Below are 13,320 nucleotides of genomic sequence, written 5' to 3'. Positions count from 1 at the left end.
AGGAGGCGCCTAGTTGACCGCGTCCTTGAGGCCCTTGCCGGCCGAGAACTTCGGCACGGTGCGCGCCGGGATCTTCACTTCCGCACCGGTCTGCGGATTGCGGCCGGTCGACGCGGCGCGTTTTGACACGGTGAAATTTCCGAAGCCGACAAGCCGGACATCGCCGCCCTTTTTCAGTTCGCCGGTGATGACGGAAAACACCGCATCAACCGCCGACTGCGCGTCACCCTTCGAAATACTCGCGGCATCGGCGACAGCGGACACCAGTTCGTTCTTGTTCATAAAAATTCCCTTCCATGAGAAAACCGGAACACTCGACTCATCCGGCAGGAAACGGACTTTAGAAAGAAGCGCTCCGGCAACCAAGTCGAAAAGCGCCGGGAAAGTCGAAAAAAGCCCGGAAATCCGCGGTTCTTCACATGAAAAAGCCGGGCTCAAGGCCCGGCTCTCTCTTTGTGCATTGCAACTTTAGCAAGCACTAATGCGCCAGCGATTTACCAGCCTCGTCTCCGACATCGACCACGGCCGGCGCATTGACGGGTTCGACCCACTGGATCGGTTCCGGCATGCGCACCAGCGCATGGCGCAACACTTCGCCAACCCGTGAGACCGGAATGATCTCCATGCCGCTCTTCACGTTCTCCGGAATCTCCGCCAGATCCTTGGCGTTCTCTTCCGGAATCAGCACCTTCTTGATGCCGCCGCGGAGTGCGGCAAGCAGCTTTTCCTTAAGGCCGCCGATCGGCAGCACCCTGCCGCGCAGCGTGATCTCGCCAGTCATCGCCACATCGGCCCTGACCGGGATACCGGTCAGCACCGAGACGATCGCCGTCGCCATCGCCACGCCAGCCGACGGTCCGTCCTTCGGGGTTGCACCCTCCGGCACGTGGACGTGGATATCGCGCTTGTCGAACAGTGGCGGCTCGACGCCGAAATCGATGGCCCGCGAGCGGACATAGGACGCCGCCGCCGAAATCGATTCCTTCATCACGTCGCGCAGATTGCCGGTCACGGTCATGCGGCCCTTGCCGGGCATCATGACACCTTCCACCGTCAACAGCTCGCCGCCGACTTCCGTCCAGGCGAGCCCGGTGACCACGCCGACCTGATCGTCGCTCTCGACCTGGCCGAAGCGGAAGCGCGGAACACCAAGGTAATCGGCAAGATTGTCCGCCGTGATGTTGATCGTCTTCTTCTTCGTCTTCAGGATCTCGGTCACCGCCTTGCGCCCGAGCTTCATCAGCTCGCGCTCCAGGCTTCTGACGCCCGCTTCACGGGTGTAGGTCTGGATGATGCCGCGGATCGCGTCCTCGCCGACGGAGAACTCCTTCGGTTGCAACGCGTGGTCGCGGATCACCTTGGGCATCAGGTGACGCTTGGCGATCTCGATCTTCTCGTCCTCGGTGTAGCCGGCGATGCGGATGATCTCCATGCGGTCCATCAAGGGCGCAGGGATGTTCAGCGTGTTCGCCGTCGTCACGAACATCACGCTCGACAGGTCGTATTCGACCTCGAGGTAATGGTCCATGAACGTCGAGTTCTGCTCGGGATCGAGCACCTCGAGCAAAGCCGATGACGGATCGCCGCGGAAATCCTGGCCCATCTTGTCGATCTCGTCGAGCAGGAAGAGCGGGTTGGATTTCTTCGCCTTCTTCATCGACTGGATGACCTTGCCGGGCATCGAGCCGATGTAGGTGCGGCGGTGACCACGGATCTCGGCCTCGTCGCGCACGCCGCCCAGCGCCATGCGGATGAACTCACGGCCGGTCGCCTTGGCGATCGACTTGCCGAGCGAGGTCTTGCCCACGCCGGGAGGTCCGACGAGGCACAGGATCGGCCCCTTCAGCTTCTTCTGGCGGCTCTGCACAGCGAGATATTCGACGATGCGGTCCTTGACCTTGTCGAGGCCGAAATGATCGGTATCGAGCACATTCTGGGCAAAGGCCAGGTCCTGCTTGACCTTGGAGTTCCTGCCCCACGGGATCGACAGCAGCCAGTCGAGATAGTTGCGCACGACGGTCGATTCAGCCGACATCGGCGACATCGTCCGCAGCTTCTTCAGCTCGGCTTCCGCCTTTTCGCGGGCCTCCTTGGAGAGCTTGGTCTTCTTGATCCGCGCCTCGATCTCGGCGGCCTCGTCGCGGCCGTCCTCGCCCTCGCCGAGCTCCTTCTGGATCGCCTTCATCTGCTCGTTGAGGTAGTATTCGCGCTGCGTCTTCTCCATCTGGCGCTTGACGCGCGAGCGGATGCGCTTCTCCACCTGGAGCACCGAGATTTCGGCTTCCATGAAGCCCATCGCCTTTTCCAGCCGTTCCTTCACGGACAGCGTGGCGAGCATCTCCTGCTTCTCGGGGATCTTGATGGCAAGGTGCGAAGCGACCGTGTCGGCGAGCTTGGAATAGTCGTCGATCTGGCTGGCAGCACCCACCACTTCGGGCGAGATCTTCTTGTTCAGCTTGACGTAGTTCTCGAAGTCGGTGACCACGGAACGCGCCAGCGCCTCGACCTCGACCTCTTCCTCATCCGGTTCGACCAGCGCCGCAGCACGGGCTTCATGGAAATCGGGACGGTCGGTGAACGCGACGATTTTCGCGCGCGAGGCACCTTCGACCAGCACCTTCACGGTGCCGTCCGGCAGTTTCAGCAATTGCAGCACATTGGCGAGCGTGCCGATGTCAAAGATGGCATCGGGCTCCGGATCGTCGTCGGCGGCATTCATCTGGGTCGCGAGCAGGATCTGCTTTTCCTGACCCATCACTTCTTCCAGCGCCTTGATCGACTTTTCACGCCCGACGAAGAGCGGAACGATCATGTGCGGGAACACCACGATGTCGCGCAGTGGGAGGACTGCGAAGACGCCGTCGCTGGGAGCCTTGGATAATTTGGCCATTGTCCAACCTTTCATGTCGCGGCCGCCAATCGGCCAACCGCGAATCTCATATTAACGACCGGGGATCGTTCCGCCTACCACCGTTTGTGACGGGAGTTTTACAGCACAGAATTCGGCACCACGGCCTTCCGCCTTTAGTTGGAGGCACAGGGGGTAAAGATCAAGGGTCAACACGGTCCGTCCCTCCAATCCGCAGCCACTACGCGGCGCCGTACGCGGTGTGCGACAGCAAAACGGCGCCCTGCGGCGCCGTTTCAGAAAAATCCATTGCCGGCTCACGTCAGGCGCTGACGTTGCCCTTCTTTTCCTTCTGCTCGGAATAGATGTAGAGCGGCCTGGCGTTGCCTGACACCACCTCTTCCGAAATAACCACTTCGCGCACGCCTTCCAGTGCCGGCAGCTCGAACATGGTGTCGAGCAGGATCGCTTCCATGATCGAACGCAGGCCGCGTGCGCCGGTCTTGCGCTCGATGGCGCGCTTGGCGATCGCCGACAGCGCGTTCTCATGGAAGGTCAGGTCGACATTCTCCATCTCGAACAGCCGCTGATACTGCTTGACCAGCGCGTTCTTCGGTTCGGTCAGGATCTGGATCAGCGCCGGCTCGTCGAGATCCTCCAGCGTCGCCAGGACAGGCAGACGGCCGACGAACTCGGGAATGAGGCCGAACTTCAACAGATCCTCAGGCTCGACCAGGCGGAAAACATCGCCGGTGCGGCGATCCTCGGGCGAAGCGACGATGGCGCCGAATCCGATCGAGGTCTTTCTGCCGCGATCCGAGATGATCTTGTCCAGGCCGGCGAAAGCGCCGCCGCAGATGAACAGGATGTTGGCGGTGTCGACCTGCAGGAATTCCTGCTGCGGATGCTTCCTGCCGCCCTGCGGCGGCACGGAGGCGACAGTGCCTTCCATAATCTTCAAAAGTGCCTGCTGCACGCCCTCGCCCGACACGTCGCGGGTGATCGAGGGATTGTCCGACTTGCGCGAGATCTTGTCGATCTCGTCGATATAGACGATGCCGCGCTGGGCGCGCTCGACATTGTAGTCGGCCGACTGCAACAGCTTCAGGATGATGTTTTCGACGTCCTCGCCGACATAGCCGGCCTCGGTCAGCGTCGTCGCGTCGGCCATGGTGAAGGGGACGTCGATGATGCGGGCCAGCGTCTGCGCCAGCAACGTCTTGCCGCAGCCGGTCGGGCCGATCAGCAGGATGTTCGACTTCGCCAGCTCGACGTCGTTGTTCTTGCCGGCATGGGCGAGGCGCTTGTAGTGGTTGTGGACGGCCACCGACAGCACGCGCTTGGCGTAAGGCTGGCCGATGACGTAGTCGTCGAGAACCTTGAGGATTTCCTGCGGGGTCGGCACGCCCTCGCGCGACTTCACCATCGAGGTCTTGTTCTCCTCGCGGATGATGTCCATGCACAGTTCGACGCATTCGTCGCAGATGAACACCGTCGGCCCGGCGATCAGCTTGCGCACTTCGTGCTGGCTTTTGCCGCAAAACGAGCAATAAAGCGTGTTCTTGGAATCACCGCTGTTGTTGCCGACCTTGCTCATTTTCATGTCCTTTCATGGCCGCCCGCCGATGGTCTGGTTGAAAGGGCGCATATTCAATCTATCGCGGGAATCCGCTGCCGCCAGTGCCCCGGCTCCCGCAACGCATTCCGTACGAAACACAAATCGGAAAACGGGGCAATGATTCGAACAACCCCACGCAAAGCTAAGCCGTCGAAAATCAACATAGCCTTAACGTAGGCAATTGCACCCGTCGAGGGAACAGCCAATTGTGGCCGAAATGCCGCAAGCTGCGCCAAAAGCGCGTGATCCCGCCACTCATTGCCACCGCGGGGCCACCGCGGACCTATAAGGCAATACCTTCGACCGGCTCACGTGACGAAATGACCTTGTCGATGAGGCCGAAATCCCTGGCCTCGTCGGCAGTCATGAAATGGTCACGGTCGAGCGTTTTTTCAATCTCATCATAACTCTTGCCGGTGTGCTTGACGTAGACCTCGTTGAGGCGGCGCTTCAGCTTGATGATGTCCTGGGCATGGCGCTCGATGTCGGAAGCCTGGCCCTGGAAGCCGCCGGAAGGCTGGTGGACCATGATGCGGGCGTTCGGCGTGGCAAAGCGCATGTCCTTGTGGCCCGCCGTCAAGAGCAGCGAGCCCATCGAGGCGGCCTGACCGATGCAGAGCGTCGACACCGCAGGCTTGATGAACTGCATGGTGTCGTAGATCGCCATGCCGGAGGTGACGACGCCGCCGGGCGAGTTGATATAGAGGTTGATTTCCTTCTTCGGATTCTCCGCCTCGAGGAACAGCAGCTGCGCGCAGACAAGCGTCGCCATGCCATCCTCGACCGGGCCGGTGATGAAAATGATGCGCTCCTTGAGGAGCCGCGAGAAAATGTCGTAGGCCCGCTCGCCGCGATTGGTCTGTTCGACCACCATCGGAACGAGGTTCATGTAGGTTTCGACGGGGTTCTTCATGGACTATCCCTTTTTGAGGATGGGATTCCGGCGCCGGAGATTTGCAATCGGGCAGAATCGGTTCTGGATCGTTATTGTGTAAATAGGATGCCGGCTCACCCTAGCGCAAGGCCGCCTCTACTAGCCATCCGGTTAAGTCGAATCAAGGTTTCCAAACCAGTTTCGCCTGTCGCCGTGCCTGTAGCCCCTCTCCTGCCGTGGGAAGGGGCGCTCATGCTTGGCCGTTGTTAGCAGTTTCTTAACCCCATCGCTTAACGAAAAGTGGTGAAACCGCTTTTTCCGGCCACGGCTTACCCTACAATTCAACGTTGAACTCGCTTCGCAGTTCAAACAGGGGAGTGCTATGATCAAGAAAGTTGCTTCCTTGGCCCTTACCGGCATCAGCGTTCTCGGCATGGCGTCCGAAACGGCTGCCGGCGGACGCGCGGTCGAATGCTACGAGCAGGTCAATCGGCCGGCCGTCTACGACACCGTCTACGAGGAGGTGCTCGTCAGCCCAGCCGGCCAGCAGGTGCAGTATGAAGCGCCGATCTATGGGACGCGCGAGCGCGTGGTGCAGATCGCGCCGGCGCGCGTCAGCTACGAGATCGTGCCCGCCATCACCCGCACCATCTACCGGTCCGTGAGGGTCGATGACGGCGGCTATTCCTGGGAATGGCGCATCATTCATGGCCGCAAGGTGCTGTGCAAGGTCAGGCACAGGGCGCGCTATGAACGCGTGGCCGAGATCGTCGTGATTGAGCCGGAACGCCGGCGGCGCGTTGTCCTGCCCGCCGAATACGAGAGCGTCGCCGAAGAGGTGCTGGTGCGGCCGGAGCAGCGGCGCATCATCGAAATTCCGTCGTCTTATCAGACAGTGGCCCGCCGCGTGGTGGTCAGGGAGGGCTCATCCAGCTGGCGGCGCGTACATATTCCGAGGCATTGCCGATACTAGGCGCTCAGGCCGCCTCGGCCCTGAGCCATTTCTTCAGGCCGCCGACATCGCCATTGCCGACGCAGGCCGCAACCCTTCTGCCGACCGCCGCGCCGAACTTGTAGCCGTGGCCGGAGCAGGCCGAGACGACCAGGCATCTGCCTTTCCGGTGGGCCAGAAATTTCTCGTCGGCGGTGAAGGTGTAGGCGCAGGTGACCACTTCGGTGACCTTGTACTCGTCAATACGGGCAATCGGCGGTGAAAACAGGTTGCGGATCGCCTCGCCTTCGCCCGGCACCGGCTGACGGTTCCAGTCGGCATCGCTGGTCGGCACCCTGTGCAGGCCCGAGCCGAATTTCATGCCGGCCCCGCCCGAGGGCGGGATGGCGTAGCCGTCGACAGTGCCGCCGATGTTGAGGACGACCGGTGCTTCCTGCCAGACCGCTTTCAGGTCCGTCGGCGGTTCGACATAGGCGAGCGCGGTGCGCCAGGTTTTCAGCTCGCCATCCAGCTCCGGGAACAGTTTTAGCACCCAGGCGCCGGCAGCGACGACGATCCGGTCGGCCTGCATCGTTTCGCCGCCCGCCAGCACGACATGCCCGGCCTCGGCGTCGATCTCGACCACCTTGCTGTTTTCGTAGACATTGGCGCCGTTCGCGCGCAGCCACCTGGCGAGGCCGGCAGCGATCTTGCGGCAGTGCAGCGCGCCGCCGTCCGGCGAAAAATACGCATAGCGGAATGAACCAGGTTCTAGGAACGGCCAGCGTTCGACCGCGGCATCCGGCTCGAACAATTCGAACGGGTAGTTCCCGGCTTCCATGCCTTCGCGGTATTCCTCGGCCTCATCGCCCGGCTGGCGCGAAATGCAGATGAAGCCGCGCGGATCGAGATGGCTTTCACCGAGATCGGCCCACATCTCATCCCAGGCTTCATACGCTTCGGTGATCAGCCGGCCATAGCCCGTTCCGGCCCGGTAGGCGCGGCGGATGATGCGATGATGGTCGCCGGAGGCGGCGAGCGGATTGGGGATTGGTCCCTGCTCGACGATCGAGACGAGGTGACCGGCCTTGGCCAGCGACCACGCCGTCGAAAGCCCGGCAATGCCTGCACCGACCACGATCACATTCATGAAACCGTCCTTCCGCAGCCGCTTCGGCGGCTCGCCTCACGGGAGGGCCAACATACGGTCTGGCACCAGACAGGCAAGCCGCGCTAATGATCTGGCATGACCGAATTGAAGCCGCCCTACCTTGCCTTTGATCCAGCCTCCCGCCGCCTGCGGCTCGATCCGCACGAACCGGCTTTTTTCCAGGACCCTTACGAAGCCTATGCCTTCCTGCACGGCGCATCGAACGCCTTCGTCTGGGAAGAATTTGGTTTCTGGTGCTTTGGCGGCTTCGACGACGTCAACCGTCTGTTGCGCGATCGCCGCTTCGGCCGCCAGAACCCGGCCGGCATTCCGGACAGCCGGGGCATCGGCCAGGACCGCACGCATCTCAGCGCCTTCGACGACGTCGAGGCCAATTCGATGCTGGAGCTGGAGCCGCCTGTCCACACACGGCTCAGAACGCTGGTCAACCGCGCCTTCGTCTCGCGCCAGGTCGAGCGGCTCAGGCCACGTGTCGAGGCGCTGGCCAACGAACTGATCGACCGTCTCGAACCAGGAGGAGTCGACCTGCTGCCGGCATTCGCAGCTCCCTTGCCGATCACCATCATTGCGGAGATGCTCGGCGTGCCGGTCGACATGGGGCCGCAGCTGCTCGACTGGTCGCATCGGATGGTCGCCATGTACATGCATGGCCGCACCCGCGAGACGGAGGACACGGCCAATCGCGCCGCGCGCGACTTTTCCGATTTTCTGCGCGGCTACGTCGCCGAGCGGCGAAAGAGGCCGGGCGAGGATCTTCTGTCGCTGCTGATTGCGGCACAGGAGGACGGCCAGAAACTGTCGGAGGACGAGCTGGTATCCTCGGCCATCCTTTTGCTCAATGCCGGCCATGAAGCAACTGTCCACCAGACCGGCAATGCGGTGCGCTCGATCCTTGCGCAAGGCGGCGACGCGCGCCGCTTCTTCGCCTCACCGGAAGCAACAGCCGCGACGGTCGAAGAGTGCCTGCGCTTCGACGCGCCGCTGCACATGTTCACGCGCTACGCCTATCAGGAGGTCGAGGCCGGGCCGGGGATCATCGTCCAGCCGGGCGAGACGATCGGGCTGTTGCTCGGCATGGCCAATCGCGACCCTACTGCGTTTGCCGAGCCCCTCGCCTTCAGGCCGGACCGTGCCGACCAGAAGAACGTATCGTTCGGCGCCGGCATCCATTTCTGCATCGGCGCGCCGCTCGCCCGGCTCGAACTGCAGGTGTCGCTGAAAACCTTGTTCGACCGGCTACCGCAGCTGCATCTTGCCGAACAGCCGCGCTTCCGCGACACCTATCATTTCCACGGGCTGGAAACGCTTGCCGTCAGAATCTGAGGACGGCTTCCGACGACAGGCTTCGAAGCCGGCTCCGGCGAATTCCGGTCAAATAGGTAACATCTCAAGGCCGCGAGTGCCAAATAATCGCTGATTGAACGATGAAGCTACCGGAAGCAGGACCTCACACTAAAAATCCCGGATGCCTACAGAAATTCGGTCATGAAGCTTGAAGAGAGACGGGATTTGAATCTTTTTGCGTCGTCTCGCGGACGATGTCGAGGAAGGCCTTCAGCACCGGCGAGGGTTGTTCATGCCGGTAGATGATTGAAGTGTCGATAGACAAGGTTCGTCCCTGGATAGGGCGATAAACGACGCCGCTCCGGCGCAAATTTTGCAGACAGGCGGGCAGCAGCGAGACGCCCAGCCCGACGGATACAAGTCCGATGATTGTCTGCTTCGGCGTTGCTTCTCGAACGATCCTCGGGCTGAACCCGGATGAACGGCACAACCCGACGATCTCGTCATAGAGGGATGGATTGATGCTGCGCGGGAACTGAATCAACGCTTCGGAGGCCAAGTCGGCTAGCGCGACCTCTGCTTCCGAGGCCAGCCGATGCGTTTCCGGCAAGGCCACGATCAGGGGTTCGACCAGTATGCTTTCGACCTTCAATGCGTTGTGAACGACGGGAGGATGAACAAAACCGATATCGAGCTGGCGTTCGGCCACAGCCCTGACTTGATTGGGAATGCGCAGGTCGGTCAGGCTCAACTCGACCTCGGGATAGCGCTTGGTGAAGCGTTGGACGACAGACGGCACCACGCTGTAGATAGCCGCGTCGATGAATCCGACAGCAAGATGGCCGGTTTCGCCACGATCGGCTTTGCGAGCAAGCTCCACCGCCTGCTCTGTCTGCTGAAGCACGGCCCTAACCTCATCAAGGAACACACGCCCCGCCGCAGTCAGTTCGACCTTGCGCTTGGTGCGCTCCAGCAAGCGCACACCCATCGCCTGTTCCAGTTGCTGGATCTGCTTTGTCAGGGGCGGCTGTGAGATATGCAAGCGCGCTGCCGCGCGCCCGAAATGCAGCTCTTCGGCGACGGCCATGAAGGACTGCATCAGCTTGTGGTTCATCTTCAGCCTTTAATTTCCCAAATAGAATTACCCATGGCTCAAACGATATTGGAGGGAAAGTATCGGAATCTGCAAAATCCGGAAAGCTGCAAAATCCGGGAGACGCGCTTTGAAAAATTCCGAGATTTCACGCCGCCAGATGCTGAAAGTGCCGCTCATCGGCGCGACGATCGCCGCGACATCTCAATCCGGTCTTGTTTGCGAGGCCCTTGCCCAACCCGTTCCAGCTTCGTCGCCAGCGCCCCCTGGCGCTTTCGCCCACAATGTCGAAGCAGTGGGCTATACCGATCTCGATCATCGCCCAGCCTTCAAAATGGCGATCAGGCAGGTTGGCGAACGTTGGTATCTCTACACTGGGCACTTCTGGCACTCCGGCTGGAGCATCGTGGACGTGACCGACCCGGCCAAGCCCGAGACGGTCAAGTTCGTGCCCTATCTCGGCACGAATACTTGGACTCTACAAATAGATTTGTCCGGCGACACGATGGTGACCGCCCTCGAAAAGCCCTTTGCTAATTTCGGCGGTGACCCCGACGCACCGTTCGGCGAAGGCGTTCTGATCTGGGATATCGCGGACCCCATCAATCCGAAACAACTCAGTCACTACCGCACCGGCGGAAACGGCACGCATCGCAACCTCTATCCCGGTGGACGTTATGTCCACCTTGCCGCCGGCATGCCGGGTTACAGGGGCAACATCTACGTCATCCTCGATATTTCGGATCGCTCGAATCCGCGCGAAGCCGGACGCTGGTGGGTGCCGGGCCAGCACGAGGCCGGCGGCGAGAGCTTTGCGGCTGCGAAGCCCGCCGCCGACCAGGAGACCGCCGATCGCTACCGGTTGCGACTGAAGCCGCAATGCATGTGCGGCGCCTTCTGCGCCAGCACGGGCGAGGATGTCTCGCTGCACGGCCCGCCTTATGTCACTGGCGATCTTGTCTATTTGCCTTATGGTGCGGCGGGAATCGTTGTGCTCGATATTAGCGATGTCTCCCAGCCGAGGCAGGTCGGCGGCCTGAGCTTCAGCCCTCCGTTTCACTCGCGCTTCGGTGTGCATAGCGTGCTGCCGATTCCAGAGCGCGGCATTGCCTTCGCCAATTCGGAGAACGTCACCTATGGACTTGGTCCGATGCATCACGCTTCGATCGTCGATATTTCCGATTCCAGTGAACCCTTTCTGCTGTCGCTGTTGCCCGAACCAGTGCCACCCGAAGGCGCTCCCTATTCGGATTTCACAACTCGTGGCGGCTGGCGCGGACCGCACAACATCAACCACCACCAGCATCATCCCGATGTCCAGAAACAAGGCGATCTGTTCTATATCGCGCACTTCAACGCCGGGCTCAGGGTCTATGACGTCTCGAATACTCGGCTTCCGCGCGAGGTCGGCTACTTCATCCCGCCGGAGCCAGTCCGACGCTACGGCCCTATGCCGGAAGACAAGCTGGTTGTTCAGACCGAGGACGTGGTCGTGGACCGGCGCGGCTTCATTTACATAACTGACAAGAACCAGGGGCTCTGGATTCTCCGCTACACCGGCCCGCGGCCGGAAACGGATCGAACGTGACGGTCACATTCACCCTGAATGAAGCCTTAGTCGGAGCGCGGAAGCGGAGGCAGTCATGATTTGCTGGGAAAGTTTCATGGCACCGCGGCATTATGAGCCGATACGGATTTTCCGACACGGACATCGATCGCCTTTTGTAAAGTCCGGCGCGATGCGAGATCAAAGCTTGATCACATACTCCTTGCGCGTCGTTTCAAGCACTTCCCAGCTGCCCTTAAAGCCCGGCCTCAGCACGAAACTATCGCCGGCTTTGACGGTGCGCGCCTTCCCGCCGTCTTCGGCGATCGCCGAGACCCCTGACAGGATGTGGCAGAACTCCCATTCGTCATATTCGATGCGCCATTTGCCCGGCGTTGCTTCCCAGATGCCGGCATAGAGGCCGCCGTCCTGTTCCTCGACATTCCAGGTGCGGAATTTCGGATCGCCCGAAATCAGGCGATCCGGCGCTGGTGCGCCAAGTTCCGGTTCGACGGTGTCGACGCCGACGGAAAGAAATTTCGGCGTGGTCATGGCGATCAAACCTTGGCGAGAGCCTGTTCCAGATCGGCGACGATGTCGTTGACGTCCTCGATGCCGACCGAAAGCCTGACCGTGTCAGGCCCTGCCCCGGCGTTGATCTTCTGCTCGTCGGAAAGCTGGCGATGCGTGGTCGATGCCGGGTGGATGACCAGCGACTTGGTGTCGCCGACATTGGCCAGATGCGAGAACAGTTCGAGCGCCTCGACGAACTTGATGCCCGCCGCATAGCCGCCCTTCAGCCCGAAGGTGAACACCGCGCCGGCGCCAAGCGGCGAGTACTTCTTCTGCAACGCGTTGTTCTTGTCGCCGGGCAAGCCGGGATAGGAAACCCAAGCGACCTTGGGATGGTTGGAGAGCCATCCGGCGACCGCCGACGCATTGTCGCAGTGGCGCTGCATCCTGAGCGGCAAGGTTTCCAGACCGGTCAGGATCAGGAATGCATTGAACGGCGAAATCGCCGCGCCGATATCGCGCAGCCCGAGCACTCGGGCGGCAATGGCGAAAGCGAAATTGCCGAAGGTTTCGTGCAGGACGAGGCCGCCATATTCGGGGCGCGGCTCCGACAGCATCGGATACTTGCCCGACTTCGACCAATCGAACGTGCCGCCGTCGACAATAGCGCCGCCGATCGAATTGCCGTGACCGCCGATGAACTTGGTCAGCGAATGCACGACGATGTCGGCGCCATGCTCGATCGGCCGCAGCAGATAGGGCGAGGCCAGCGTGTTATCGACGATCAGCGGCAGGCCGTGCTTGCGGGCGATGTCGCCAATCTTCTCGATATCGACGAAGACGCCGCCAGGGTTAGCCAGGCTCTCGATGAAGATCGCCTTGGTCCTGTCGTCGATCTGGCTCTCGAAGGTCGAGATATCATTGGTGTCGGCCCAGCGCACCTGCCAGCCGAAATTCTTGAAGGCGTGGCCGAACTGGTTGATCGAGCCGCCGTAAAGCTTTGTCGCGGAAACGAAATTGTCGCCGGGCTGCATCAGATTGTGGAAGACCAGCACCTGCGCGGCATGGCCGGAGGCGACCGCAAGGCCTGCCGTGCCGCCTTCGAGTGCCGCGATGCGCTCTTCCAGCACCGCCTGCGTCGGGTTCATGATGCGGGTGTAGATGTTGCCGAACGCCTTCAGCCCGAACAGCGAGGCGGCATGGTCGGCATCGTCGAAGACGAAGGAGGTGGTCTGGTAGATTGGAGTCGCTCGCGCGCCGGTCGCCGGATCCGGCTTGGCGCCGGCATGGACGGCGAGCGTGTTGAAACCGGGCGTGCGGGCCATCGAAAAACCTCCCTCAATGGTGAATGGTGAATGGTGAATGGTGAATGGTGAATGGTGAATGGTGAATGGCAAAGTCGGCCAGCCCCACCCTGATTGCAAGCGGCTCATATGCCGCCT

At 61.3% G+C, this 13,320-nt stretch carries 12 protein-coding genes; 3 read left to right on the top strand and 9 right to left on the bottom strand.

Annotated elements, in window-relative coordinates; translation table 11 throughout:
* Positions 1 to 9: 9 nt before the first annotated feature.
* The 4 genes from NKI72_RS14770 to NKI72_RS14755 all read right to left on the bottom strand — a co-directional run bounded on the left by NKI72_RS14770 (position 10) and on the right by NKI72_RS14755 (position 5,379).
* Entirely contained in the window at positions 10 to 282 is a 273-nt protein-coding gene (locus tag NKI72_RS14770) for an HU family DNA-binding protein (protein WP_006201846.1), read from the bottom strand.
* 196 nt (positions 283 to 478) lie between these two features.
* Positions 479 to 2,890 carry an endopeptidase La gene (gene lon, locus NKI72_RS14765; protein ID WP_352491903.1) on the bottom strand — a complete coding sequence of 804 codons (2,412 nt, stop codon included), beginning with the start codon at positions 2,888 to 2,890 and terminating at the stop codon, positions 479 to 481.
* Positions 2,891 to 3,170: 280 nt separating this feature from the next.
* The gene (gene clpX / locus NKI72_RS14760; RefSeq protein WP_006332719.1) at positions 3,171 to 4,445 is read right to left on the bottom strand and encodes an ATP-dependent Clp protease ATP-binding subunit ClpX; all 1,275 of its coding nucleotides are present in this window, start codon (positions 4,443 to 4,445) and stop codon (positions 3,171 to 3,173) included.
* Between the two features lie 304 nt (positions 4,446 to 4,749).
* Positions 4,750 to 5,379 carry an ATP-dependent Clp protease proteolytic subunit gene (locus tag NKI72_RS14755; protein WP_023674655.1) on the bottom strand — a complete coding sequence of 210 codons (630 nt, stop codon included), beginning with the start codon at positions 5,377 to 5,379 and terminating at the stop codon, positions 4,750 to 4,752.
* 343 nt (positions 5,380 to 5,722) lie between these two features.
* On the opposite strand from NKI72_RS14755, the gene NKI72_RS14750 reads away from it, so the two are divergent.
* Positions 5,723 to 6,313, top strand: coding sequence for a hypothetical protein (locus NKI72_RS14750; protein WP_352833289.1), 591 nt, complete (start codon positions 5,723 to 5,725; stop codon positions 6,311 to 6,313).
* Between the two features lie 4 nt (positions 6,314 to 6,317).
* Here NKI72_RS14750 and NKI72_RS14745 read toward each other — a convergent pair whose 3' ends face one another.
* The gene (locus NKI72_RS14745; protein WP_352449347.1) at positions 6,318 to 7,421 is read right to left on the bottom strand and encodes an NAD(P)/FAD-dependent oxidoreductase; all 1,104 of its coding nucleotides are present in this window, start codon (positions 7,419 to 7,421) and stop codon (positions 6,318 to 6,320) included.
* A 96-nt stretch (positions 7,422 to 7,517) separates the two neighbouring features.
* Between NKI72_RS14745 and NKI72_RS14740 the strand changes: the two genes are divergently transcribed.
* Positions 7,518 to 8,765 carry a cytochrome P450 gene (locus tag NKI72_RS14740; RefSeq protein WP_352833292.1) on the top strand — a complete coding sequence of 416 codons (1,248 nt, stop codon included), beginning with the start codon at positions 7,518 to 7,520 and terminating at the stop codon, positions 8,763 to 8,765.
* Between the two features lie 160 nt (positions 8,766 to 8,925).
* Here NKI72_RS14740 and NKI72_RS14735 read toward each other — a convergent pair whose 3' ends face one another.
* Positions 8,926 to 9,840: a LysR family transcriptional regulator gene (locus NKI72_RS14735; RefSeq protein ID WP_352682001.1), complete on the bottom strand. Its 915-nt coding sequence runs from the start codon at positions 9,838 to 9,840 to the stop codon at positions 8,926 to 8,928.
* Between the two features lie 127 nt (positions 9,841 to 9,967).
* Positions 9,968 to 10,138 carry a hypothetical protein gene (locus tag NKI72_RS14730; RefSeq protein ID WP_352850241.1) on the bottom strand — a complete coding sequence of 57 codons (171 nt, stop codon included), beginning with the start codon at positions 10,136 to 10,138 and terminating at the stop codon, positions 9,968 to 9,970.
* A gap of 129 nt (positions 10,139 to 10,267) precedes the next feature.
* On the opposite strand from NKI72_RS14730, the gene NKI72_RS14725 reads away from it, so the two are divergent.
* Positions 10,268 to 11,407 carry an LVIVD repeat-containing protein gene (locus NKI72_RS14725; RefSeq protein WP_352682004.1) on the top strand — a complete coding sequence of 380 codons (1,140 nt, stop codon included), beginning with the start codon at positions 10,268 to 10,270 and terminating at the stop codon, positions 11,405 to 11,407.
* 159 nt (positions 11,408 to 11,566) lie between these two features.
* On the opposite strand, the gene NKI72_RS14720 is transcribed toward NKI72_RS14725, so the two are convergent.
* Together NKI72_RS14720 and NKI72_RS14715 are read right to left on the bottom strand one after the other, a co-directional pair.
* Positions 11,567 to 11,917 carry a cupin domain-containing protein gene (locus NKI72_RS14720; RefSeq protein WP_352501543.1) on the bottom strand — a complete coding sequence of 117 codons (351 nt, stop codon included), beginning with the start codon at positions 11,915 to 11,917 and terminating at the stop codon, positions 11,567 to 11,569.
* A 5-nt stretch (positions 11,918 to 11,922) separates the two neighbouring features.
* Entirely contained in the window at positions 11,923 to 13,203 is a 1,281-nt protein-coding gene (locus NKI72_RS14715; RefSeq protein ID WP_352501542.1) for an O-acetylhomoserine aminocarboxypropyltransferase, read from the bottom strand.
* Positions 13,204 to 13,320: the final 117 nt, after the last annotated feature.

The sequence above is a fragment of the Mesorhizobium sp. M0437 genome (assembly GCF_040321335.1).
In the GTDB taxonomy this organism is placed as follows: Bacteria; Pseudomonadota; Alphaproteobacteria; order Rhizobiales; family Rhizobiaceae; genus Mesorhizobium.
This window is presented reverse-complemented; position numbering and strand designations above follow the sequence as displayed.

Bases quoted from the DNA above. Each gene is read 5' to 3' on its own strand.
- NKI72_RS14770 (WP_006201846.1), bottom strand. From the start codon at position 282: ATGAACAAGAACGAACTGGTGTCCGCTGTCGCCGATGCCGCGAGTATT.
- lon (WP_352491903.1), bottom strand. From the start codon at position 2,890: ATGGCCAAATTATCCAAGGCTCCCAGCGACGGCGTCTTCGCAGTCCTC.
- clpX (WP_006332719.1), bottom strand. From the start codon at position 4,445: ATGAGCAAGGTCGGCAACAACAGCGGTGATTCCAAGAACACGCTTTAT.
- NKI72_RS14755 (WP_023674655.1), bottom strand. From the start codon at position 5,379: ATGAAGAACCCCGTCGAAACCTACATGAACCTCGTTCCGATGGTGGTC.
- NKI72_RS14750 (WP_352833289.1), top strand. From the start codon at position 5,723: ATGATCAAGAAAGTTGCTTCCTTGGCCCTTACCGGCATCAGCGTTCTC.
- NKI72_RS14745 (WP_352449347.1), bottom strand. From the start codon at position 7,421: ATGAATGTGATCGTGGTCGGTGCAGGCATTGCCGGGCTTTCGACGGCG.
- NKI72_RS14740 (WP_352833292.1), top strand. From the start codon at position 7,518: ATGACCGAATTGAAGCCGCCCTACCTTGCCTTTGATCCAGCCTCCCGC.
- NKI72_RS14735 (WP_352682001.1), bottom strand. From the start codon at position 9,840: ATGAACCACAAGCTGATGCAGTCCTTCATGGCCGTCGCCGAAGAGCTG.
- NKI72_RS14730 (WP_352850241.1), bottom strand. From the start codon at position 10,138: ATGATCGAGATCGGTATAGCCCACTGCTTCGACATTGTGGGCGAAAGC.
- NKI72_RS14720 (WP_352501543.1), bottom strand. From the start codon at position 11,917: ATGACCACGCCGAAATTTCTTTCCGTCGGCGTCGACACCGTCGAACCG.
- NKI72_RS14715 (WP_352501542.1), bottom strand. From the start codon at position 13,203: ATGGCCCGCACGCCCGGTTTCAACACGCTCGCCGTCCATGCCGGCGCC.